The organism is Dickeya sp. ws52, assembly GCF_007210685.1.
GTDB classification, from domain to species: domain Bacteria; phylum Pseudomonadota; class Gammaproteobacteria; order Enterobacterales; family Enterobacteriaceae; genus Dickeya; species Dickeya chrysanthemi.
Genome location: NZ_SZVX01000005.1, coordinates 186106 through 210843, shown reverse-complemented (window position 1 = coordinate 210843; position 24738 = coordinate 186106). Strand labels below are relative to the sequence as shown.

General features: G+C 56.9%; 18 protein-coding genes and 1 other RNA gene. 5 read left to right on the top strand and 14 right to left on the bottom strand.

Annotation, left to right across the window (positions count from 1 at the left end; all coding sequences use genetic code 11):
- Positions 1-21: 21 nt before the first annotated feature.
- The 5 genes from sufS to sufA all read right to left on the bottom strand — a co-directional run bounded on the left by sufS (position 22) and on the right by sufA (position 5261).
- Positions 22-1275, bottom strand: coding sequence for a cysteine desulfurase SufS (gene sufS / locus FDP13_RS06835; protein WP_143839081.1), 1254 nt, complete (start codon positions 1273-1275; stop codon positions 22-24).
- Positions 1272-2564, bottom strand: a complete 1293-nt coding sequence (gene sufD, locus FDP13_RS06830; protein ID WP_143839080.1) for a Fe-S cluster assembly protein SufD — start codon at positions 2562-2564, stop codon at positions 1272-1274. The genes sufS and sufD overlap by 4 nt, the downstream gene beginning before the upstream one ends.
- Positions 2539-3285 carry a Fe-S cluster assembly ATPase SufC gene (gene sufC, locus FDP13_RS06825; protein ID WP_027711764.1) on the bottom strand — a complete coding sequence of 249 codons (747 nt, stop codon included), beginning with the start codon at positions 3283-3285 and terminating at the stop codon, positions 2539-2541. Before sufC ends, sufD begins: the two co-directional genes overlap by 26 nt.
- A gap of 87 nt (positions 3286-3372) precedes the next feature.
- Positions 3373-4872, bottom strand: coding sequence for a Fe-S cluster assembly protein SufB (gene sufB / locus FDP13_RS06820; protein WP_033577366.1), 1500 nt, complete (start codon positions 4870-4872; stop codon positions 3373-3375).
- Between the two features lie 14 nt (positions 4873-4886).
- Positions 4887-5261 (bottom strand): Fe-S cluster assembly scaffold SufA, encoded by a 375-nt coding sequence (gene sufA / locus FDP13_RS06815; RefSeq protein ID WP_033577367.1) that lies wholly within the window; start codon positions 5259-5261, stop codon positions 4887-4889.
- Between the two features lie 548 nt (positions 5262-5809).
- Here sufA and FDP13_RS06810 point away from each other — a divergent pair.
- Complete coding sequence (locus tag FDP13_RS06810) at positions 5810-6211, top strand: hypothetical protein (RefSeq protein WP_033577368.1); 402 nt, start codon at positions 5810-5812, stop codon at positions 6209-6211.
- A gap of 68 nt (positions 6212-6279) precedes the next feature.
- Here the strand turns inward: FDP13_RS06810 and FDP13_RS06805 are convergent, their stop codons facing one another.
- Together FDP13_RS06805 and FDP13_RS06800 are read right to left on the bottom strand one after the other, a co-directional pair.
- The gene (locus FDP13_RS06805; protein ID WP_143839079.1) at positions 6280-6702 is read right to left on the bottom strand and encodes a hotdog fold thioesterase; all 423 of its coding nucleotides are present in this window, start codon (positions 6700-6702) and stop codon (positions 6280-6282) included.
- Positions 6702-9761 (bottom strand): FAD-binding and (Fe-S)-binding domain-containing protein, encoded by a 3060-nt coding sequence (locus FDP13_RS06800; protein ID WP_143839078.1) that lies wholly within the window; start codon positions 9759-9761, stop codon positions 6702-6704. The genes FDP13_RS06805 and FDP13_RS06800 overlap by 1 nt, the downstream gene beginning before the upstream one ends.
- Before the next feature lie 335 nt (positions 9762-10096).
- Here FDP13_RS06800 and ydiK point away from each other — a divergent pair, with 335 nt between their 5' ends.
- Both ydiK and rprA read left to right on the top strand, forming a co-directional pair.
- Positions 10097-11212 carry an AI-2E family transporter YdiK gene (gene ydiK / locus FDP13_RS06795; protein ID WP_033577370.1) on the top strand — a complete coding sequence of 372 codons (1116 nt, stop codon included), beginning with the start codon at positions 10097-10099 and terminating at the stop codon, positions 11210-11212.
- Positions 11213-11445: 233 nt separating this feature from the next.
- An RNA gene (rprA, locus tag FDP13_RS06790) (antisense sRNA RprA) lies at positions 11446-11556 on the top strand.
- 152 nt (positions 11557-11708) lie between these two features.
- Here the strand turns inward: rprA and ppsA are convergent.
- Positions 11709-14087 carry a phosphoenolpyruvate synthase gene (gene ppsA / locus FDP13_RS06785; protein ID WP_012769412.1) on the bottom strand — a complete coding sequence of 793 codons (2379 nt, stop codon included), beginning with the start codon at positions 14085-14087 and terminating at the stop codon, positions 11709-11711.
- A gap of 316 nt (positions 14088-14403) precedes the next feature.
- Between ppsA and FDP13_RS06780 the strand changes: the two genes are divergently transcribed.
- On the top strand, positions 14404-15225 hold the full coding sequence (locus FDP13_RS06780; protein ID WP_012769411.1) for a pyruvate, water dikinase regulatory protein: 822 nt from the start codon (positions 14404-14406) through the stop codon (positions 15223-15225).
- Between the two features lie 183 nt (positions 15226-15408).
- Entirely contained in the window at positions 15409-16461 is a 1053-nt protein-coding gene (locus tag FDP13_RS06775; RefSeq protein ID WP_143839077.1) for a 3-deoxy-7-phosphoheptulonate synthase, read from the top strand.
- A 94-nt stretch (positions 16462-16555) separates the two neighbouring features.
- On the opposite strand, the gene rmf is transcribed toward FDP13_RS06775, so the two are convergent.
- The 6 genes from rmf to rlmKL all read right to left on the bottom strand — a co-directional run bounded on the left by rmf (position 16556) and on the right by rlmKL (position 24700).
- Positions 16556-16723: a ribosome modulation factor gene (rmf, locus tag FDP13_RS06770; protein WP_012769408.1), complete on the bottom strand. Its 168-nt coding sequence runs from the start codon at positions 16721-16723 to the stop codon at positions 16556-16558.
- Between the two features lie 291 nt (positions 16724-17014).
- Complete coding sequence (gene pqiC / locus FDP13_RS06765) at positions 17015-17578, bottom strand: membrane integrity-associated transporter subunit PqiC (RefSeq protein ID WP_143839076.1); 564 nt, start codon at positions 17576-17578, stop codon at positions 17015-17017.
- On the bottom strand, positions 17575-19221 hold the full coding sequence (pqiB, locus tag FDP13_RS06760; protein WP_033577373.1) for an intermembrane transport protein PqiB: 1647 nt from the start codon (positions 19219-19221) through the stop codon (positions 17575-17577). The genes pqiC and pqiB overlap by 4 nt, the downstream gene beginning before the upstream one ends.
- A complete protein-coding gene (gene pqiA / locus FDP13_RS06755; protein ID WP_072033835.1) occupies positions 19208-20476 on the bottom strand; it encodes a membrane integrity-associated transporter subunit PqiA in 1269 nt (422 codons plus the stop codon). The genes pqiB and pqiA overlap by 14 nt, the downstream gene beginning before the upstream one ends.
- A gap of 145 nt (positions 20477-20621) precedes the next feature.
- On the bottom strand, positions 20622-22571 hold the full coding sequence (locus tag FDP13_RS06750) for an ABC transporter ATP-binding protein (protein WP_143839075.1): 1950 nt from the start codon (positions 22569-22571) through the stop codon (positions 20622-20624).
- A 5-nt stretch (positions 22572-22576) separates the two neighbouring features.
- Entirely contained in the window at positions 22577-24700 is a 2124-nt protein-coding gene (gene rlmKL, locus FDP13_RS06745) for a bifunctional 23S rRNA (guanine(2069)-N(7))-methyltransferase RlmK/23S rRNA (guanine(2445)-N(2))-methyltransferase RlmL (protein ID WP_033577376.1), read from the bottom strand.
- Positions 24701-24738: the final 38 nt, after the last annotated feature.

Genomic DNA, 24738 nt, shown 5'->3' with positions numbered 1-24738 from the left:
AATAATTTCGTTGCCGTCGGCTTACTCGCCCAACAGACGATGTATACGGTGCAGCCCCGCGACCAGACGGTCAATGTCATCCTGACAGGAATAGAGGGCCAGTGAGGCACGGCACATACTGGACACGCCATAACGGCTCATCAGCGGCATCGCGCAGTGGTGACCGGTGCGGATGGCGATACCGTACTGGTCGAGAAAGCTGCCGACGTCAAACGCATGGTGACGCCCCAAATTAAAGGCGATCACCCCGTGGCGATGCACCGGGCCGTACAGGCTAAGCGTCGGCACCTCGGACAGCGCCGCCAGCGCATAACGCATCAACCGATCTTCATGCGCCTGAATCGCCGACATCCCCAGCGAGGAGACATAATCCAGCGCCGCCCCCAGCCCCATAATCCCGGCGGTATGCGGCGAGCCGGCTTCAAAGCGCCACGGCGAATCGGCATAGGTCGTTCCTTGCGTCAGGCTGACCTCACGGATCATGGCGCCGCCGCCTTCCCACGGCGGCATTGACTGCAGCAGTTCGCTTTTGCCGTACAGTACGCCAATGCCTGAAGGACCGTATAGTTTATGGCCGGAAAAGGCGTAGAAATCGCAATCCAGCGCCTGCACGTCCACCGCCCGGTGCATTACCGCCTGCGCGCCATCCACCAGTACTTTCGCCCCACAGGCATGAGCCTGACGGATAATCTCCTCCAGCGGATTGGCGGTGCCCAGCACGTTGGAAACCTGCGTGACCGCCACTAATCGGGTGCGTTCATCCAGCAAGGCCGGCAGTTGCGCCATGTCCAATTCGCCGTCGTCATTAATCGGCAGAACGCGCAGCGCCAACCCGCGCGCCTGCGCCAGCATTTGCCAGGGCACAATGTTGGCGTGATGCTCCATCTCGCTAATCACCACGTTATCACCGGGCTGAAACGCGATACGGCCGTAACTGTTGGCGACCAGATTGATGGCTTCGGTGGTGCCGCGCACAAACACGATGTTTTCCGCCGACGCGGCATGAATAAAGGTGGCAACCTGCGCCCTCACCTCTTCCATCTTGCTGGTAGCGCGGGCGCTCAAAGTATGGATGCCACGGTGTACGGCGGCATATTCGTGCAAGTAGAAGTCCCGCTCGCGATCGATAACCGCCAGCGGCTTCTGTGCGCTGGCAGCGCTGTCCAGATAGGCCAGCGGCTGCCCGTTGACCGATTGCTGCAATATCGGGAAATCCGCCCGCACCCGCTCAATAGGATAATGATCAACAGGATGATCATCGATGAGATAATTCACGCTGTTTCTCCTCCCAGTGCCTGCAAGCGCTGGGCAACACGCGCCAGCACCGCATCACGTAGCCTGTCATCATGGATCGCTTCCGTCAGTTCGGCCGCAAACGCGAAGATAATCATCTGTTGCGCCGCCTGCTCGCCGATACCGCGTGACCGCAGATAAAACAGTTGATCTTCGTCGATACGCCCAACCGTCGCACCGTGACTGCATTTCACATCATCGGCGTAGATTTCCAACTGAGGTTTGGTATCCACCTCCGCCAGTCGCCCGATCAACAGGTTGTTGTTGGTCATCTTACCGTCTGTCTTCAGTGCGCCGGGAGCCACCTTGATCAACCCGTTGAACACGCCGCGAGCACGATCGCGCACAATCGCTTTGTGCAACTGACGGCTTTCACCGAACCCTTGATTGTGTTCCAAGTACGTACGGGTATCGCATACTTCGTTGCCGGTCGGCACCATCAGGCTGTTCATCGACAGCGTCGCGCCTTCACCGTTCATCTGCGCGCTGGTGTGGTGGCGGGTCAGCCCCGCGCCCAGCAGAAAACTGTGGCTGTGCAGTTGGGCAGCTCGGGCCAAACGTAAATCGTTGTGAGCAAAGTGATAACTGTCAGTCGCTTCAAACCCCAGCTTGTAGTGCTCGACAACGCTGTTTTCACCGGCGTCGATGGTCAGGCGCGCGCCGCTAAAATGGGCGGCCCCCGCCAGGCTTGCGTAATGCTCAATCAGCGTCGCGCTGGCGCCTGCGCCGATACGTGCATGGTGGCGATAGTGCAATGTGTTGAGCGCCGCCGGCTGACCACTGCTGATATGCAGCAGGTAAAGCGGTTTTTCCGCTATCACCCCGTTGCCGACCTGAATCAGCGTTTGTTCTACCGCCAGGCTCTCCGTCAGGTGCAGAAAGACCTCGGGCTGAATCGGCGCTAAACCAGACTGTCGCCGGGAAGATGAGAGCACCTCCACCTGATACGGCCCGCTGTCGGCATCGCTCAGCGCGCGGCACAAGCGCCCGTCGACAAATACCAGCCGCCAGCCGTCGACCGGCAACGCCAGCGCGTCGCACTGCGCCGGCGTCACCTCGGTGTCGGTCACGGTCGTGGTGAATTCATGCTCAAGAAACTGCTCCAGCGGGGTGTATTTCCAGTGTTCCAGCTTGCGGTGAGGAATCCCCAGTTGCTTCACCTGTTGCCAGTGCTGCCGCGCGTCATCGGCGCGCGGCGCGGCGGTATCAAACAGGCGTTGCCACTGTTGCAGCGCCTGCTGCGCTTTACTGTTGGTCGGTAAGCCAGCCATAGCCCTGCTCCTCCAACTGTTTCACCAGCGAAAAATCCCCGGATTTCACAATCCGCCCCTGATAGAGCACATGCACGTAATCCGGGCGGATGTAATCCAGAATGCGCTGGTAATGGGTGACAATGATGAAAGCGCGCTTGCCGTCACGCAGCGCGTTGACGCCGCCGGAGACGATTTTCAACGCATCAATATCCAGCCCGGAGTCGGTTTCATCCAGAATGCACAGATCGGGTTCCAGCACCGCCATTTGCAGAATGTCGTTACGTTTTTTCTCGCCGCCGGAAAAACCGACGTTGACCGAACGCGTCAGTAGGTCGTCCGGCATGTTCAACTGCCGGATTTTATCCTCTATGAAGTCTTCAAAATCAAACCGGTCCAGCGCCGGTTGTTGGCGATAGGCACGCACGGCGTTTAGCGATGTCTGCAGGAAAAAGCGATTGCTGACGCCGGGGATTTCCACCGGATACTGAAACGCCATGAAGATCCCTTCGCCGGCCCGCTCCTCCGGCGAGAGCGCCAGCAGATCGTTGCCCTTGAAGCGCAGCGTGCCGCCGGTCACGGTATAATCCTCACGACCGGCCAGCGTGGCGGACAGAGTGCTCTTGCCCGATCCGTTCGGCCCCATAATGGCATGGACCTCCCCCGGATTGACCTGCAAGTTCAACCCATTGATGATCGGCTTGTCTTCGACGCTGACGTTCAAGTTTTCAATCGTTAACATACTCTTACCCTTCCGGCGTCTTACCGACGCTCATGATTATCGGCACCGCGGCGCGGTGCGTGGCATACCGTGGCGTTGGCGCCTACATCAGCCCACACTGTGTTCAAGGCTGATGGACAACAATTTCTGGGCTTCCACCGCGAATTCCAGCGGCAACGCCGAGAACACGTCTTTACAGAAACCGTTCACTATCATTGAGATGGCGTCGTCTTCGCTGATGCCGCGTTGCAGGCAATAGAACAGTTGATCCTCGCCGATGCGCGAGGTAGTCGCCTCATGTTCCAGTTGCGCGCTGTTGTTTCTCACCTCCACGTAAGGGAAGGTATGCGCGCCGCAGTCGCTGCCGATCAGCATCGAATCGCACTGGGTGAAATTGCGTGCATTGGTCGCGCTGGGCATGATTTTCACCAGCCCGCGATAGGTGTTCTCACTGTGTCCGGCGGAAATGCCCTTGGCGATGATGGTCGAACGGGTGTTCTTGCCGATATGGATCATCTTGGTGCCGGTATCCGCCTGCTGGTGGCCGCTGGTCAGCGCTACCGAGAAGAATTCGCCCACCGAGTAGTCACCGCGCAGGATAACGCTCGGGTATTTCCAGGTGATTGCCGATCCGGTTTCCGACTGCGTCCAGGACATACGTGAATGGTCACCGGCGCACAGCGCGCGTTTGGTCACGAAGTTGAGAATGCCGCCTTCGCTGCCCTGACCGGCGAACCAGTTCTGCACCGTGGAATATTTCACTTCGGCATTCTTGTTGACGATCACTTCCACCACCGCCGCATGTAACTGGTAACTGTCGCGCACCGGCGCCGAGCACCCTTCGATATAGCTGACGTAGCTGTCGTCGTCGGCAATCAGAATAGTGCGCTCGAACTGACCGGTTTTGGCGGCATTAATGCGAAAGTAGGTCGACAGCTCCATCGGGCAGCGCACCCCTTTCGGGATGTAAACGAAGGTGCCGTCCGAGGCCACCGCGGCGTTCAGCGCAGCGAAGAAATTGTCGTTAGCAGGCACCACCGTGCCCAGATACTGGCGCACCAGTTCCGGATGCGATTGAATCGCTTCGCTGAACGAACAGAAAATGATGCCTTGCTTCGCCAGTTCATCCCGATAGGTGGTGGCGACGGATACTGAGTCGAAAATGGCGTCAACCGCCACCTCTTTGCCTTCCCGTACCGGGACGCCCAGTTTATCGAAAGCGTCTTCCACCTCGCGGGTCAGGTAATTACCGTGGGCAACCTCGCCGGCCGGCTGTTGCTGCGCGCCGGGCTGAGAACCGCAGCTATCGTCACACTGCCCGCATGACGGTGCCGAGTAATAGCTGTAATCCTGATAGTTCAGATGCTCGTAGTGCGCTTTCAGCCAGTGCGGTTCCTCCATTTGCAACCAGGCCCGATAGGCGCTGAGCCGAAACGCCAGCATCCACTCCGGTTCATTGCGTCTGGCGGAAATCGCCCGCACCACATCCTCATTGATGCCATGGGCCAGTTGATCCATCGCCAGCTCGGTGAAAAAACCCTCTTTATAACGGCCGTCACCAAGCCAGGTCTGGACATCGTCGGATACGTCTACATTACTACGCGCCATAATCGTGTCGCCGCTTAAAGCCCAAAACTTTCGCCACATCCACAGGCATGGCGGGCTTTGGGGTTGTTGAATTTGAATACCTGATTGATGCCCTCCTGGACAAAATCCACTTCCGTACCGTCGAGAAACGGCATCGCCTTGAGCGGAATAAACAGTCGCGCGCCTTCGTGCTGATAGATCTGATCGGTAGGATCAGGCTGATGCACCAGTTCCAGTACGTAACCCAACCCCGCACAGCCGGACTGCTTAACCGTCAGCCGGATGCCCTGTACCGATTCATCCCGCCGCATCAGGTTACGGATATGGGCCACGGCGCTATCAGTCAGCGTCAGCCCCTGCCATACCTGCTCGTCAAGTGAAAAAGTGCCTATATCATCGTGCGTTTGCATCGGGATCACCTCATTTGCTGTTATTGCCCTTACATGGCGGCTCGTCATACCGACCGCATGACCTCCGTTTTCTTCTGATTGATCGATTCGGATGTCTATACAGTCAGCATTCACACAATGTTAATGATAATTATTACTACATCAACCATGTGATTGTGGGGCTTTTCTCAATTAATTGTGGGGCTTTTCCCGGTTACAGGAGCAATCTGTTCATCGGTAGCCGGTGTTTCCGGCATTTGCCCCCCTAAAAATAAGTAACTGACTATTGATATAGCAAAACTTAATAATTTATACCTATGGTTTTACCTGTTAATACCATCAACATTTTCTTATCATCAGTATAACACCTCTGAATCAGCCTATTTTCTGAACACCCCTGTCATGCCAAAAATTCTCCACTGCACGCGTATGGCGATAAATTCAGCACGTTTCATTTAGAAAATGCGATCGTGATCGCCTCTTATCGGTGAATATCCGCCGGAAGCGTTGCATGATAAGGCGCTTAAAAATATGATAATGATTCTTATTTAATGAATGAGGTGCCAGACATGTTCCCGTTCAGAGCCTGGTTGCAAACACAGATTGATGACTACCGGCGGCAATTACGTAATGCCGCCATGGAGTTTTATCTGGCGGAGTTATCGCTGGAACGGGATGACGGCGACATGAGTGAATTGCGGCATTACTACCTGACGGGCATTCACATGGCGGAACTGAGCCAGCAGCAGGGAGACGAAAACAGTTACCTGTTCAGCCTGATCAAAATCCACCAGCGTTTGATTCATGAAATCAACAATGCCGAACGCGACCACCTGTTCCGGGTACAAAGCTACTACTTTGCACGCCAGACACTACGGTGTATTTGCATCCAGTTCAACCTGATGGGCAACTGGGATAAAGCCACCGCTTTCCAAACCGATTTTATGCAGCGGGTGGCGTTTATCCCATGATATCGGGCAGTGACGAGAATTGTCCTGCCGGGCCGGCAGCGCGACAGGACGGGGTAAACGACGAGACGTCAGGCGTCGGGTGAAATCACCGCCGTGGTCAGCCGCGAGGTGCAACACAGCCGATCCTGGCTGTCAAAAATATCAATTTGCCAGACCTGCATCCGTTTGCCGGTATGCAACGCACGACAGACGCCGCGGACCTCGCCTTCCGTCACCGCGCGCAAGTGGTTGGCGTTGATCTCCACGCCAACCACCCGCTGCTCGCCTTGCGAACAGAGATAACCGGCAATAGACCCCAACGACTCCGCCAGCGTCACCGAGGCGCCGCCATGCAACAGCCCGAACGGCTGACGCGTGCGGCTATCCACCGGCATCACGCCTTCCAGCGTATCATCGGTCAGGCGCGTCATACGGATGCCGATATGACCGGCCATGCCGCCGACCGCCATCTGATTCAACTGTTCAATATCTACGTGACGTTTCCACAGCATCACACCAGCTCCAACAACGCCTGCAACGGATGTTTCAACCCACGCCCTTCCATACGCTTGACCTGACTGCGGCAGGAGTAGCCGGTGGTCAGGCAGCGTGCCTGCGGCAACCGTTGCAGGGACGGCTGCCAGGAGAGCGCGTAGATCCCCTGAGAGTGCGCCAGATTGCGGGTTTCATGGCCATAGGTGCCCGCCATACCGCAACAACCGACGCTGATATTTTCCAGTCGGGCGCCGAAATGGGCGAAAATGGCCGACCACTGCTGCCCGCTGGCCGGCAATGCCGTGGTTTCAGTGCAGTGACCGAACAGATACCACGGCTCGTCGCGCAGTGCCGGCGCACGGTCGTCGCGGCCGTTCACTAGCGTCGTCAACCATTCATGCACCAGTTGCACCTGAAAGTCGCCGCGTTGTGAGCCCAGCACTTCCCGGTACTCATCCCGGTAGCACAGCACCAACGCCGGGTCGACCCCGACCATCGGTAACCCCAGACGGGCTACCCGGTTGAGAAATTCCGCCGTTTTGCCGGCGGTTTTCGCAAAGCGCTGCAAGAACCCTTTGATATGCTGCGGCTTGCCGTTTGGCGAAAACGGCAGCAACACCGGCCGTAACCCGAGTTTTTCCACCAGTTGGACAAAATCGGCCACCACCTGCGCGTCGTAATAGCTGGTAAACGGATCCTGCACGATCAGGACGTGATCGGCGCGCGCCTGCGGCGACATCTGTTCCAGTTGTTCCAGCGTGGTGGTCATCGCCCGGTGACCAACAAATTGCCGGCGCAGCGACGGTGCCGACAGCAACGGTAAATCCACCATACCGATGACTGTACGGCTGACCGCATTCACCCACGGCTGGCGCAGGAAAAAGTTGAACGTTTTCGGGCTGTGCGCCATCAGCGGCGCGTAGCTTTCCACGCCGGCCACCAGATAGTCCCGCGCCGGCCGCAAATAGCGGGTGTGGTACAGTTGCAGGAAACGGGCGCGGAAACCGGGAACGTCAATCTTGATCGGGCACTGAGTGGAACAGGCTTTGCAGGCCAGACAGCCGGACATCGCCTCCTTAACTTCATGCGAGAAGTCATACTCGCCCTGACGCGCCGCCAGCGTGTTACGGGTTTTGGCGATTAAGCCGCGGAAACTGACGCGCTGACGCGGCAATGCCTGCTCCAGCGCCAACGGGTCAACTCCCTGCTCCGAGAGCAGACGCAACCATTCGCGCACCAGCGTGGCTCGGCCTTTGGGCGAGTGGATACGGTTGCCGGTGATTTTCATCGACGGGCACATCGGGCTGTGGGTATCAAAATTGAAGCACAGACCGTTGCCGTTGCACTCCATTGCGCCGCGGTAGGCGGTACGCACCGCCAGCGGAATCTGTCGGTCATAGGTGCCGCGCTTCACCGCATCCACCTGCATCATCGGCGCGTCCACCCCGAGCGGTGGGCAGATCTTGCCGGGGTTGAGGCGGTTATCCGGGTCGAACGCCGCTTTAATCCGGCGCAACTCGTCATACAGTTCCGGCCCAAAAAACGCCGGGCTGTATTCGGCACGGAATCCTTTGCCGTGTTCCCCCCATAACAACCCACCGTATTTGGCGGTCAGCGCTACAATCTGATCGGAAAGTTGCTTCATCAGCACTTCCTGTTGCGGATCGCACATGTCCAGCGCCGGGCGCACGTGCAGCACGCCGGCGTCCACGTGGCCAAACATGCCGTAGCTCAGATTATGGCTATCCAGCAGCGCCCGAAATTCGGCGATGTAATCCGCCAAATGTTGCGGCGGCACGCAGGTATCTTCGGCAAACGGAATCGGCTTCGCCTGCCCTTTGCTGTTGCCCAGCAGGCCAACCGCTTTCTTGCGCATACCGTAAATACGTTCGATGCCCGCCAGCTCACGACAGACCTGATAACCGATCACCCCCGCTTCGCGGGCCGCCAGCAATCCATCCAAACGCTCACACAACGAGGCAACCTGACTATCAATCAGCGATTCGTCATCACCGGCAAACTCGACGATATTCAGCCCCAGCATCTCTTCACCGGGCACATCGGTAATCAGTTCGCTGACCGAATGCCATACGATGTCTTCACGCGCCAGATTCAGCACTTTCGAATCGACCGTCTCCACCGACAGCGCCCGCGCCTCCACCATGAACGGTGCGCTGCGCAGCGCGGAATCAAACGAATCATATTTGACGTTGACCAGCCGCCGCACCTTGGGTAGCGGCGTGATATCCAGCTTCGCTTCGGTAATGAACGCCAGCGTCCCTTCGGCGCCGGTCAGAATGCGGGTCAGGTCAAACGTTTGCATATCATCGCTGAACACATGACGCAGGTCGTACCCGGTCAGGAAGCGGTTCAGTTTGGGGAATTTGTCGATGATAAGCTCACGCCGCTCACGGCAACGATGCAGCACGGTGTGATAAATACGGCCGACCGGCGAGTCTTCCTGCGCCAGTTGCTCCGCCAGCGCGACCGGTATCGCCTGCGTATCCAGTAATTCGCCGCCAGGCAGCACGGCGCGCAGCCCCAGCACATGGTCTGAGGTTTTGCCGTATCCCAGCGACCCCTGCCCCGAGGCATCGGTATTGATCATGCCGCCCAGCGTGGCGCGGTTACTGGTGGAGAGTTCCGGCGAGAAAAAGTAACCGAACGGTTTCAGGTACTGGTTTAGTTGATCCTTGATAACCCCGGCTTCTACCCGCACCCACCCTTGCTCCGGATTGATTTCCAGAATACGGTTCATATGGCGGGACATATCCACCACAATGCCGTGATTGAGCGCTTGCCCGTTGGTGCCGGTCCCACCGCCGCGCGGCGTGAAAACCAGCTCGCGAAAACGCGCCTCGTCGGCCAGCCGGGCCAGCAGCGACACATCGGCGGTTGAGCGGGGAAAGACCACCGCGTCCGGCAGCAGTTGATAGATACTGTTATCCGTCGCCATTGTCAGGCGGTCGGCATATTGCGTGGCGATATCACCGGTAAAACCGTGTTGCTTCAAGGCTTCCAAAAAGCTCAGCACCGGTTGAACGATGCCCGGTGCTTGTGTGATCTGTGGGATCATTATGTGTTGACCCTGTCCATGCGAGAGGTGTTTGCCAATAAAATAAATGCCGTCGGGCGGCTATCGCACACCTGCGGCCCTTTCGTTTTATCATATTTCCCCTGGCAGTGCGTCAACGGATCACGAAAAACTTGGGGGAGCGGCAATCGAAGACCGGCGTCGTCAGACACGCGCAATAATGTCTCCCGTTCAGGAATCACTGTGCAAACCGGCGGAAATCACGCATGATAAATTCCGGCTTAAATCCTTTGCATATCAGCCTGCCGGGTAGCGGCCGGCCCCGTTTTCATCATTTTGCATTAGGCCTGTCACCTGAATTAACGAGGTAATCTCTCTTGATGAAACAATCTCAGTCACAGCGATTCGATCTCGCCCGAATCCTGTTTAGTTTGTTATTTATCGGCATTCTGATTATTGCCTGCTTCTGGGTGGTACAACCCTTTATCCTCGGGTTCGCCTGGGCCAGTATGGTGGTGATCGCCACCTGGCCGTTACTGATTCGTCTGCAACAGATGCTCTGGGGATACCGTTCTCTGGCCGTAATAGTGATGACTTTGCTGCTGGTTCTGCTGTTTGTGTTCCCAACATCAATTCTGGTCAGCAGCGTGATTGATAACGCCTCCAATCTGATCAGTTGGATCAGTGCGCAAGGGCGATTGAGCCCGCCGGAGCTTGACTGGCTACAGTCCATTCCGCTGGTCGGCGCCAAGTTGCACAGCAGTTGGCATTCGCTGGCGCACAGCGGCGGCCCGGCGCTGATGGCTAAAATTCAGCCCTACATCGGCCAGACGGCATCCTGGGTCGTCTCTCAGGCGGCGCACATCGGCCGTTTCCTGATGCACTGTGCGTTAATGGTGCTCTTCAGCGTGTTGCTGTACAGCAAAGGGGATCAAGTCGCATTGGGTGTGCGTCGTTTTGCCATTCGGCTGGGGCGCCAGGGTGGCGACTCGGCGGTCATTCTGGCGGCTCAGGCCATTCGGGCGGTCGCACTGGGCGTGGTGGTTACGGCTATTGTGCAATCGGTATTAGGCGGCATCGGTCTGGCGCTGGCGGGAATTCCCTACACCACACTGCTCACCGTGCTGATGTTTCTGTCCTGCGTGGCGCAACTCGGGCCGCTGACCGTGTTGATTCCCGCCATCATCTGGCTTTACTGGAGCGGCGATACCACCTGGGGAACTATTTTGCTGATCTGGAGTTGTGTGGTCGGCACGCTAGATAACATTATCCGCCCGTTGCTGATTCGTATGGGCGCCGACTTGCCGATGTTGTTGATCCTGTCCGGCGTTATCGGCGGGTTACTGGCATTCGGCATGATCGGGCTGTTTATCGGTCCGGTGGTGCTGGCCGTCTCTTATCGTCTGTTGTCGGCCTGGATGAAAGAGTCGCCGGAGCCATCTCCGATCCGCACTATTTCTTCGCATTCTTCGCACCACCACAAGAAGTCCTGATTATCCCATTCATTTCCCGGTGCAATCCGCACCGGGAACATTCCTAATATGTAAGATAAATTTATATTTTTAGGAAACATCTCAGCCAAAACACATAATTTTTGACAGTTAACTCGAATCTAGATCAGTTTTACTGAAAAAAAATCTTATGTGACAAATCTATCATTCAAAAATAATTAACCATTAGGATGATTCCTAATGACTCGATTCGCGCTAAAACCTAGTATTCATACCCGGAGCTATTGTTAACGTAATGTTTGTCAGTGAGGTTTCTCCTCATCAGAGCTAGTAACGAATTGCTGTGTGTAGTCTTTGCCCATCCCATGCGGTGGGCCTTTTTTTTATCCGCTTCTGATGTTCTTCATCATGTTCCCATCGGTTTCTTTCCAGCGTTCTTTTCTGAACATCCCATATCCTTGATCACAACATACAGGCGTAAAAAAACCGCCCGGCGCATTCACCGGGCGGTTGAGTATGACCTTTACACAGCGGGACGTTAGCGCGTCTCGGCCAGACTCAGCCAGGTCTGCACCACGGTATCCGGATTCAGCGACAAACTATCAATCCCTTCATCCATCAGCCAGGCGGCGAAATCTTCATGGTCGGACGGTCCCTGACCACAGATACCGACGTATTTACCCTGCTTTTTCGCCGCACGGATCGCCATCGCCAGCAACGCTTTCACCGCGGCATTACGTTCGTCAAACAGCTCGGACACCACGCCGGAATCGCGGTCCAGCCCTAACGTTAACTGAGTCATGTCATTCGAACCGATAGAGAAACCATCAAAATGCTGCAGGAATTCCTCCGCCAGCAACGCGTTCGAGGGAATTTCGCACATCATGATGATTTTCAGACCGTTCTCGCCGCGTTTCAGCCCCTGATTAGCCAGCTCAGCCACCACGGCTTCCGCTTGTGCTACGGTACGCACAAACGGGATCATGACTTCGACGTTGGTCAGCCCCATGCCGTTACGCACCCGTTTCACCGCCTCGCACTCCAGCGCAAAGCAGGCCCGGAAATCCGGCGACACGTAACGGCCGGCGCCGCGGAAGCCCAGCATGGGGTTTTCCTCTTCCGGCTCGTAACGGGTGCCGCCCAGCAGGTTGGCATACTCGTTGGATTTAAAGTCGGACAAGCGCACGATCACGCGCTTCGGCCAGAACGCCGATGCCAGCGTCGCGATGCCTTCCTTCAACCGCTCGATATAGAATTCGACCGGATCGTCATACCCTTGCATCAGCGCGCGGATTTCGCGCTGCAGTTCCGGCGTTTGTTGCGAAAACTCCAGCAACGCGCGCGGATGTACCCCAATCATCCGGTTGATGATGAATTCCAGCCGCGCCAGCCCTACCCCTTCGTTAGGCAGGCAAGCAAAATCGAATGCCCGATCCGGGTTACCGACGTTCATCATAATTTTCAGCGGCAGCGCCGGCATGGCGTCCACCTGCGAACTTTTCACCGTGAAATCCAGCAAGTCCTGATAAACATAACCGGTATCGCCTTCGGCGCAGGAGACGGTAACTTTCTGGCCGTTCTGCAACCGCTCGGTGGCATCGCCGCAGCCCACCACCGCCGGGATGCCCAGCTCGCGGGCGATAATCGCCGCATGACAAGTGCGCCCGCCGCGGTTGGTGACGATGGCCGCGGCCTTTTTCATGATCGGCTCCCAGTCCGGGTCGGTCATGTCGGTCACCAGTACGTCGCCGGCGTTCACCCGGTGCATCTCGCTAATGTCATGAACGATTTTCACTTCACCGGCACCGATACGGTGGCCGATGGCACGCCCTTCCACCAGCACTTCACCGCCGGCCGGTAAATGATAACGCTCCATCACCTGGCCGTTGGAGCGCACCGTTTCCGGACGCGCCTGCACGATATAAAGCTTGCCGGTGTGGCCGTCTTTGGCCCATTCGATGTCCATCGGACGGCCATAATGTTTTTCAATCAACAACGCCTGATGCGCCAGCGCCTGCACTTCGTCGTCACTCAGGCAGAAACGGCTACGCTGCGCGTCTTCTACGTCCTCTATCCGCACTTGCTTGCCATGCTCTTGCGTCGCGGCATACACCATGCGGATTTTTTTCGATCCCATATTGCGGCGCACAATCGACGGCTTACCGCTCAACAACGTCGGTTTATGCACATAAAACTCATCCGGGTTAACCGCACCCTGCACTACCATCTCACCCAGCCCCCAGGCGGCGGTAATAAACACCACCTGATCGAAACCTGACTCGGTATCCAGCGTGAACATCACGCCGGACGCCGCCAGATCCGAGCGTACCATACGCTGTATCCCGGCGGACAACGCCACGCCGCGGTGGTCATAACCCTGGTGCACGCGATAAGAAATGGCGCGATCGTTAAACAGCGAGGCAAACACATGCTTCACCGCCACCATCACGGCATCAATGCCCTGTACGTTAAGAAAGGTTTCCTGTTGACCGGCGAAGGAGGCATCCGGCATGTCTTCCGCCGTCGCGGAAGAACGTACGGCAAACGATGCCTGCGGTTCGCCGTCAGACAGTTGCTGATAAGCGCTGCGGATCGCCTGCTCCAGCTCCGGCTGGAACGGCGTATCGATAATCCACTGACGAATCTGCGCGCCGGCCTTGGCCAGTTGGTTAATGTCGTCGGCGTCGGTGCGATCCAGCAGCGCATAGATGCGTTGATTGATGCCGCTTTGGTTGAGAAAGTCATTAAACGCCTGGGCGGTAGTCGCAAAACCGTTCGGAACCGACACCCCAAGCTCCGACAGATTGGTGATCATTTCCCCCAGAGAGGCATTTTTGCCCCCCACCCGCTCAACGTCGTGCATACCAAGCTGGTTATACCACAGGACATTACGCATATCAGGGCCGTTGTTTGACATCGAAAATAATCCTTTTTGCATACAGTTACGGTGTGAAGAATTAGGGCGTGAAATATTTCGCCGCGAATGAGTTTCGGCTTTATGAGCGTAGCACAGGGTTTCAAAAAGGACGGAAAGGTGAATCGATCAACCTGGTGAAAAAAAGAGTAATTCAGGGCTTGAGATTGCCAAAAGTCAGAAAAATCCCAATATTGTAAAATAATACCATCGTAATCATGAAGATAATGAAATACTGTTTCAATAAAAAAGTCAGGAAACACCTGATTTTCGGCACAAAAGATTTATGATAGTCCACGAAGGAATTGGAGGAATTGGTATGGAAAGAAACGTATTTTATGTCTCTGACGGCACGGCGATTACCGCCGAAGTGTTGGGACATGCGGTCATGTCTCAGTTCCCGGTCAACACCGTCAGTTATACCCTGCCGTTTGTCGATAATGAAAACCGGGCTATAGCCGTTCGTGAGCAAATCAACACGTTATACCACCAGAGCGGTGTGCGCCCGTTGGTGTTCTACTCGATTGTCACGCCGGCTATCCGCGATATCATCATCAGTAGCGAAGGATTCTGTCAGGACATCGTGCAGGCACTGGTCGCGCCGCTACAGCAGGAACTGAACGTCTCGCCGACGCCGGTGGCTAATCGCACCCACGGCCTGACCGCCAGCAACCTGACCAAATACGATGCCCGTATCGCCGCCATCGACTATACATTGGCGCATGACGACGGCATTTCGCTGCGTAACCTCGATCAGGCGCAGGTGATCCTGCTGGGGGTTTCCCGCTGCGGCAAAACCCCGACCAGCCTGTATCTGGCGATGCAGTTCGGCATTCGCGCCGCCAATTATCCGTTTACCGCCGACGATATGGACAACCTGCTGCTGCCGGAGGCACTCAAGCCTTATCAGCAAAAGCTATTCGGGTTGACCATCGATGCCGAACGGCTCACCGCCATCCGGGAAGAACGGCGCGGCAACAGCCGGTATGCATCGCTGCGGCAGTGCCGTATGGAGCTGAGCGAGGTGGAGTCGTTATTCCGTCGTCATCAAATTCGTTACATCAACACCACCAATTATTCTGTTGAAGAGATTTCCGCCAGAATTATTGACCTTATGGGGATAAATCGACGTATGTATTAGCTGTTTTCATCCATCGGAGTCGCAGATCGTCTGTGATAGACTATCGTCATCGCGGCCTGGCGGACCCGGAAAATATCGGTGGCCCTACGGCCACCTTCCCGCGCTTTCTGCCAGACCTGATGGTTATTCATAAAAAAGCCTCTACCTAATGGAACAGGCACCACGCACATTCAGAGATTACACATGCAACCAACTGATGAGCTGCGCAGTGAACGGCTTGCCAGCCTGATGACGCCCCATGAACTGTTGACCGAGCATCCCCTCACGCCGGATGTCGCCGACACCGTCATCGCTGCACGCGCACGCATAGAACGCATCCTTTCCGGGCAAGACCGCCGTTTATTGGTGATCATCGGCCCGTGTTCCATTCACCATATTGATAGCGCCAAAGACTATGCCAGACGACTGGCGGCGTTACGGACGAGATACCAGCACCGGCTGGAAATCGTCATGCGGACCTACTTCGAAAAACCGCGCACCGTGGTGGGCTGGAAGGGGTTGATCGCCGACCCACAGCTTAACGGCAGTTTTCTGATCAACGAAGGGCTGACGCAGGCACGCCGGTTGCTGTTGGATATCAACGCGCTCAGCCTGCCGACCGCCACCGAGTTTCTGGATATCGTTACCGGGCAATACATCGCCGACACCATCAGTTGGGGGGCGATCGGCGCACGCACCACCGAAAGCCAGATTCACCGCGAAATGGCTTCAGCGCTCTCCTGCCCGGTCGGGTTCAAAAACGGCACCGACGGCAACGTCCGTATCGCGGTCGATGCTATCCGTGCCGTCCGGGCGCGCCACATGTTTTTATCACCCGACAAGCACGGCCGTATGACGGCATACCAGACCCACGGCAATCCGTTCGGTCATATTATTTTGCGCGGCGGCAAAGCCCCCAATTATCAGGCGGAACACATTGCCGCAGCCTGTGCCGCACTGCGGGAATTCTCGCTGCCGGAACGGCTGGTGGTGGACTTCAGCCACGGCAACAGCCAGAAACAGTTTCAGCGTCAACTGACGGTCGCACAGGCGGTCTGTGAGCAAATCCGTAACGGCGAAGGCGCGATTGCCGGCGTGATGGCAGAGAGTTTTCTGGTGGAAGGCACCCAGCCGCTGCGCCATCCGGATCAACTGACCTATGGGCAGTCGATTACCGATGGTTGCCTTAGCTGGCAAGACAGTGAACGCCTGTTGAATATGCTGGCAGAAGCGGTAGACAGCCGTTTCATTGGCTGACGCCACGCCGTTCGGCGTATGTTGTTTCTGCTTGATGAAAACGAAAACCTCCGCCGCAGCGGAGGTCATTCCCTTTTCAATTAACAGGGTACGATCAGGCAATCGCCGCCCTGTCCTCCATGGCCTCTCGCCAGCCTCCCAACCAGTTAGACCGGGCATCGATCGATTGATAAGGACAGAGCTCCTTGGACCGGCCAACGATACCAGCCTGATAGCCCCGTGAATGCGCCCGTGCCAGACGATCTCTTTTCTGTCTCTTCATGCCTTGTTTCCCTCATTTCGACTCTGGTGGAAAGAAAACAATGGTTGTTTTTCACGCAACCACACCCTATGAATAGCTATTCGGGCGGCGAAGATCAAGGCGCAAAATTCACGCCGTTGTCATATTTGTGAACCAGAATGAAGAATTTTCCGCGAAATAAAACCACATTTTGATCTAACCGGCTGAGACAAAAACAAAACCCCTGAAACCCGATCACGGTCACAAAATCAGCATCCAAAGGGATTTGCTATTACTCAGCTCATATCGCTATAACAGCGCCGGGCTTTCACTTCAGGTTCCCGTTTGCAGACGTTGACCGACCTGCTCCGCCACCTGCTGCCAGCCCTTGCCGAGCGCAGCGACCAGCGCATCGTAGCCGTCTTCCGTCTGGGGCACCTCGATACTGAATGGCTGAGTCGTCATACGCTTGCCGTCCTGCAGAACCCACTCGCCGCGGACAACCGCTTTGCCGTCGAAGCGCCCCTGAAACGCCGTAACATTGACCTGTAAACGGGAAGCGGCGGCATTTGCGGTGCCCAGACTGGCGATATGCCACCCCGGCAAACCGTTACGTAGCGATGCCGCCAGCGCCTGTTGCAGTTGCTGGTCCAACGGGCCGGCCCACAGATTATTGGACGCGATGGTATAACGTACCGCCGATGTCTGAAATACGATGCCGTTTCCGGCCAGCGAATCCGTCAGGGTAACCGGCGCGACCCACAACTGGCGCGCATCGGTCGACGTCGCCGACAGGTGCGTATTCGGCACAGCGACAGGCAATTGATAATAGACTTTCTGCGGGCTGCTACAGGCGCCCAGCAGCAACACCAGCCATAATGGCCATCGTTTCATCACGGTTTCGCCTTCTTCGGTTGAGGATCATCGGCATCCGGCGCTTCAAAAATCAGCGCATTGCTCTTGTCGTTCAGGGTGCGTAATAACGGCTGTAACTCACGCAGCGTCTGGTCCAGACGCTGCATATCGCCCACCATGCGGTTATAAGCCGGCGAGCCGGGTTGCACCCCTTGTAAGCTACTGTTCAGCTCGCGCAACGTACGCTGCATATCCGCCGGCAACTGCTGCATCGCGTCGCTGCTGGTCAGCTTATTGAGCGACGCCAGCGTTTTTTGCAGTTCCCGCAGGGTGGACTGGCTTTCCGCCAGCGTTTTTGTCGCCTGCTCCACCATCGGATTAAGCGGCAAACCATTAATCTTATCCAACGCCGCCATCAGTTTCTGCTGGATCTGCGTCAGGCCGCCGTTGACGGTAGGTAATATCGGGTAACCGTCCATCGACGTCAGCGACGTCACCCGCCCTCGTTGTTGCGGATAAAAATCCAGATCCACATACAATGCGCCGGTCAGAAGACTGGCGGTTTTCATTGATGCCCGCAGACCCGATTCAGCGCCTTTGCTTAACTCCTGTTCCAGATTGATCTGGTCGCGCAGCCCCGGTTTAAGCCGTCCCGGCTCAATGCGTACCAGTACCGGGATACGGTAATCACTGCCGAAACTTTGCGGCAAGTTACGGGGGAAAAAGGGGACTTCCGCCACGGTTCCCAGCCGGATACCGCGGAACTCGACCGGTGCCCCCGCCTGTAAGCCGCGAACCGACTCATCGAAAAACATCAGGTACTCTTTGTATTCGGTGTAAAGCGAGTCCTGAATACTGCTTTGGTTGTCAAACAGTTGGTATTCATCGCGCTCATGCGCCGGATTGCCTACATCCCACCCGGCCGGCACATCGAAACTGACGCCGCCGCTCAGCAACGTACTCAACGCCCCCATTTCCACCCGCATTCCCTGCGCAGACAGATTCAGCGCCACGCCGCTGTCTTTCCAGAAACGCACATTCGATGTCACCAGTTGGTCGTAGGGCGCGGCGACAAACAGCTGGTACTGCATTTTTCTGGCGGAAGGATCAAAATGGCTGGTTTCGACCGAGCCTACCCGGTAACCGCGAAACAGCACCGGATCGCCGGCGGTCAACTGCCCGGACTGCGCGCTATTGAGAATAATGCGGATGCCTTTGGCGTCCGGCGATGCCAGTGGCGGCGAATCCAGCAGTTTGAAAGCGCGGCTGTCTTCCTTGTTGGACCCCGGCTGGAGTTCAATGAAGGAGCCGGACAGCAGCGTCCCCAGCCCGGAAACCCCCTCCCGGCCGATCTGCGGTTTTACCACCCAGAACGCCGAATCTTTACTCAGCAGTTTCTCCATACCGTCGTTAAGGCGCGCCGTGATCTCCACCTGGTGCAGGTCTTCACTGAGCCTCACGCTCTCAACGACGCCCACGTTCACGCTGCGGCTTTTAATCGTCGTTTTTCCCGCCTCGATCCCTTCGGCGTTGCGGGTGGTCAGCGTAATTTCCGGCCCCTGATGACTCACGTGATAAAACAGGATCCAGGCGCCAATCAGCACCGTCACAATCGGCACAATCCATACCGGCGACCAGCGTTTGATGCTTTCTATCTGCGCCATACCTTGATTAGTTTTCGTCAACGGAACGCTCCTCTCCTTGCACGTGATGCCGATCCCACAGCAAGCGGGGATCAAAAGTCATTGCGGCAATCATGGTCAGAATGACCACGGTGGCAAACAACACCGCGCCGATGGCCGGATAAATACTCATCAGTCGCCCCATACGCACCATCGCCGATAGCACGGCGATGACAAAGACATCAATCATCGACCAGCGGCCGACGAATTCCACGACTTCATACACCCGGTGCAGCCGCTCGGTATCGTAACGGCGTGAACCGTGTGCGCACCAGCACAGCCAACCCATCGCCAACATTTTGAGCGTCGGCACCATGATACTGGCGATGAAAATCACCAACGCCACCGGCCACGAACCGGAGTCCCATAACAGGATCACCCCGGACATGATGGTTGACGTCACGTGATGCCCCAACGCTTCGGTCACCATAATCGGCATCAGGTTGGCGGGTACATACAGCAATACCGACGTCAGCAGCAACGCCAGCGTCCACTGTAAACTGTGGCGCCGCCGCACATGGCCATGGGTATGGCAGCGCGGGCAACGCACCTCGTCGGCGGGCAGAATGGCGCTGCAACAGGTACAGGAACGCACGCCTTGCCCTTGCCCGCTACGGCCGGCCTCCAGCCCTGCCGGCATCGGCGGCGGCGGAGCGACGTCGTCCCACAGCCAGCGACGGTCGAGACTCTGAAAGGCCAGCAACTGCAACAGGCAGAACACGATATAAGGGATGAAACTGGCGCCGATGCCGATATCGCCGTATGACATCAATTTGACGAAACTGACCAGCACGCCCGCCAGAAAGATCTCCGCCATGCCCCAGCTTTTCAACTGGAACAGCATTTTGGTGAACAGGCGCCGCGCCGCATCAGGCAGCGGCGCACGCAGACACAGCGACAGGATCACCGCCATCGAACAGGCCGGCACCAGTTGAGCAAACAACAGAAATAGCGTCGCCATACTGGCGTAGTTTTCCGCCACCATCACCCGCGGGATTTCCAGCAAGGTAATTTCACTGCGAATTCCGGCGACGCTCATCGAAACGAAAGGAAACAGCATGGACAGCAACAACATGACCAGCGCACTAAACGCAAAGCTGGCAGGACGCCAGCGTGGCTCGCGCTGGCGGCTGGATAACGCGGTTTTGCAACGTGGACACACCGCACGTTGCCCATCCTGCAATATCGGCAACGCGACCAGCAAGTCACAATGCGGGCACAGCATGTGCCTGTCATAGTGGTGGTGATGAACACCCATTCGCCGCCTCCTAATGGCCTGATTGATGCAAAAATCGTCATGCTGTCGTACCGTGGTCGGCACGGTGTTAAAGTCATGGAGGCACTCACCTTAACACCGTTTTTGCGCCGGCTAAGCCGCCAACGCCGTCCACACAGACCAGACCTTAGCCGTTCTTTTGCGCTTCAAGCGCCTCCCAGCGTTCAAAACAGGCTTCCAGTTGCTGTTCCGCTTGCTCCAGCGCCGCCAGCACCGGCTGGGTTTCATCATGCGACCGGGAAAAAAACGCCGGATCGTTCATCTGCTGTTGCAGATTTTCAATCTCGTTCTCAAGCGCTTCAATGCGCTGTGGCAACTGTTCCAGTTCACGCTGCTGGTTATAACTGAGCTTGCCGCCGCCGCGTTTAGCCGGCTGTGCGGCCGGCTCGCTCGGCACCTTCTCATTGTCGCGGTTTTCTTTCACCGCGGCGCTTTTTACTGGTGCGCTTTTTACTGGTAAGGACGTGCGCAACGGCGCAGCGGACGCACGCTGTTGCTGAGCATCATAATAGCCGCCGACATAGCGGCCAATCAGACCATTCCCTTCAAAAATCCAGCATTCGGTGACCGAGTTATCGACGAACTGACGATCATGGCTCACCAGCAGCACCGTGCCCTGATAACTTTCCAGCAATTCTTCCAGCAGTTCCAGCGTTTCCACATCCAAATCGTTGGTCGGTTCGTCGAGGATCAGCAGGTTACTGGGTTTCAGGAACAATCGAGCCAGCAGCAGGCGGTTGCGTTCCCCGCCGGACAGCGCTTTAACCGGCGTCATGGCACGTTTCGGGTGAAACAGAAAGTCTTGCAGGTAACCCAGCACATGGCGCGAACGGCCGTTAACCATCACTTCCTGCTTGCCTTCGGCAAGGTTATCCATCACCGTTTTTTCCGGGTCTAATTCGGCACGGTGTTGATCGAAATACGCCACTTCCAGCTTGGTGCCGCAGTGAATGCGTCCGGATATCGGCGCCAGTTGCCCCAACATCAGTTTCAGCAGCGTGGTCTTGCCGCAACCGTTCGGCCCAACCAGTGCGATTTTATCGCCGCGTTGTACCTGAGCGGAAAAGCCGGATACCAGCGTCTTGTCATCCACCTGGTAATGCACGTCTTCCAATTCAAAGACTACCTTGCCGGAGCGTGCCGCCTCTTCCACCTGCATTTTGGCGCTGCCCATCACTTCGCGGCGCTCGGCGCGTTCCTGACGCATCGCCTTGAGCGCCCGCACCCGGCCTTCGTTACGGGTACGACGGGCTTTGATGCCCTGACGGATCCACACCTCTTCCTGCGCCAGCTTGCGGTCGAATTCAGCATTCTGCAGATCTTCCACCCGCAGCGCTTCTTCTTTACCCAGCAGATACTTGTCGTAATCGCCGGGCCAGGACACCATCTTGCCGCGATCCAGATCGACAATGCGGGTCGCCATATTGCGGATAAACGACCGGTCATGGGAAATAAACACAATGCTGCCGGAAAACGCCTTAAGGAAACCTTCCAGCCAGTCGATGGTGTCGATATCCAGGTGGTTGGTCGGCTCATCCAGCAACAATATCCGCGGCGCGCTAACCAACGCACGCCCCAGCGCCGCTTTACGCAGCCAGCCGCCGGATAACGCCGACAGCGGCGTATCCGCCGACAACCCCAGTTGAGCCAGCACCTCGCTGATGCGATCTTCCAGCTTCCACAAGCCCTGATGATCCAACACGTCCTGAATCTTCGCCAGTTGATTCAGGTTCTTCTCACTCGGGTCTTCCCCCACCAGCCGCAATGCGACATGGTAGGCTTTCAGGTACTCGGCCTGCGCCGCCACGCCTTCCGCCACAAAATCAAACACCGTGCCGTCGATATCGCGCGGCGGGTCCTGTTGCAGACGCGCCACGATCAGGTCTTGTTCGTACACCAATCGGCCGTCATCCAGCGGGATTTCCTTCGCCAGAATTTTCAGCAAGGTGGATTTGCCGGCGCCGTTACGCCCGACCAGACACACGCGCTCGTTGTCTTCAATATGCAGTTCGGTGTTGTCCAACAGCGGCGCATCGCTGAACGACAGCCAGGCGCCGGATAAACTGATTAATGACATGGTAGTTATTTTTCCTCGCCGGCGTGTTTCAGCAGCCAGCAGTTGTGAATCTGACGGTTACGGGCGAAATCCTGCGACAGTGTTTGTGCGGTAATCTCCTTCGCCTCCAGCCCCAGCGCGGCAAGCCCGGCATTGTCCATCTGGAATCCGCGTTTGTTGTTGGAAAACAGGATGGTGCCGCGAGGGCGCAACAGGCGTTTGAGCTGGGTCATCAGCATCAGGTGGTCACGCTGTACATCAAACGACTCGTCCATCCGTTTAGAGTTGGAGAAGGTCGGCGGATCGATAAAAATCAGGTCAAACTGTTCGTGGGTCTCCCGCATCCACGCCAGACAATCGGCGTGGATCAGCCGATGCTGACGACCTGTCAGGCCGTTAAGGCGCAGGTTCTTCTCCGCCCATTCCAGATAGGTGCGCGACATATCCACCGTGGTAGTGGAACGCGCGCCGCCAAGCCCGGCGTGCACGCTGGCGCTGCCGGTGTAAGCGAACAGGTTGAGGAAATCCTTGCCGCGGCTCATCTCGCCCAGCATCCGGCGGGCGATGCGGTGATCGAGAAACAGCCCGGTATCCAGATAGTCGGTCAGGTTAACCCACAGTTTGGCGTTGAACTCCGACACCTGTAAAAACTCGCCTTTTTCGGCCAGTTTTTCGTACTGGTTTTTGCCTTTCTGACGTTCGCGGGTTTTCAACACCAGGTGGTTGGCGGGCAGTTCCAGCACGCTCAGGGTGGCGTTAATCACATCGAACAACCGCTGGCGAGCCTTCTGAGCATCGACGCTTTTCGGCGGCGCGTATTCCTGAATCACTACCCGATCGCCGTAGCGGTCTACCGCCACGTTATATTCCGGCAGGTCGGCGTCATACAGCCGATAACACTCAATGCCCTGCTGTGCGGCCCATTTTTCCAGCTTGCGCAGGTTCTTGCGCAGACGGTTGGCGAAATCCTCAGCAAAGGTTGCCGTGTTTTCCGCGCCGTTTTCCTTTTCCGCCAGTTGATAATTCTTCTGTACGCACTCCAGCGGGCCGTTCTTGGCCTTGAACTGGCGATCGGCACGCAGTTGCAGGCAACTGAGCAGTTCCGGCGAGGCGCTAAACAGCGACAGCTTCCAGCCGCCGAACTCGCTTTTCATTTTGCGGCCAAGCAGGTTGTGCAGCGCAATCAGCGCCGGTTCGCTTTCCAGTCGCTCGCCGTAAGGCGGGTTGCTGACCACCGTGCCTGTCGGCCCCTGCGGCAAGGGGTTTTTCAATTGCGTGGCGTCATGGGCGTCAAACCGAATCAACGCATTCACCCCGGCGCGGCGCGCGTTACCGGCGGCAATCTCCACCATGCGGCGGTCGATATCGGAACCGAAGAAACGGGAGGTGGTCGCCTGCAAACCGGCCTGGGCTCGCTCCTGCGCTTCGGTGGCGACGCTTTTCCACAGCGTCGGATTATGTTTTTGCCAGGCCAGAAAACCCCAGTGCTGGCGATGCAACCCAGGCGCGCGATCGGCTGCTATCATCGCCGCTTCAATCAGCAGCGTGCCGGAGCCGCACATCGGGTCTACCATCGGCGTACCGGTTTCCCAGCCCGAACGCAGCACAATCGCCGCCGCCAGGTTCTCCTTCAGCGGCGCCTGCCCGGCCATCTCGCGATAGCCGCGCAGATGCAGGCTCTCGCCGCTGAGATCCAGTGCGACGCTGGCCTTTTCGCGTTGCAAAAACACATTAATGCGGATATCGGGCTGCTGACGGGCAACATCCGGGCGCTGGCCGGTTTTACGGCTAAAGCTGTCGACAATCGCGTCTTTCACCTTAAGCGCGCCGTACTGGCTGTTGCGAATCTCGTCATTGGTGCCGGTAAAATGCACGGCAAAGGTGTGATTAACGTCAAACACCGCGCTCCAGTCCACCGCTTGCACACCCAGATACAGATCCAGATCGCTATAGACTTTAAACTCGTTGAGCGGCAGCAGGATGCGCGACGCCAGTCGACTCCACATCAGGCTTTGGTACATCAGCCGATCGTCTCCCTGAAAGTGCACCCCGCCCTGCACCACCGTGCAGTGCTGCGCGCCCAGCGCTTCAAGCTCACTTTTTAACAATTCTTCCAGACCACGCGCCGTGCTGGCAAACAGAGAGTTCATATTGCAACGATTACCTTAATGAAGAACGACCTGAATAA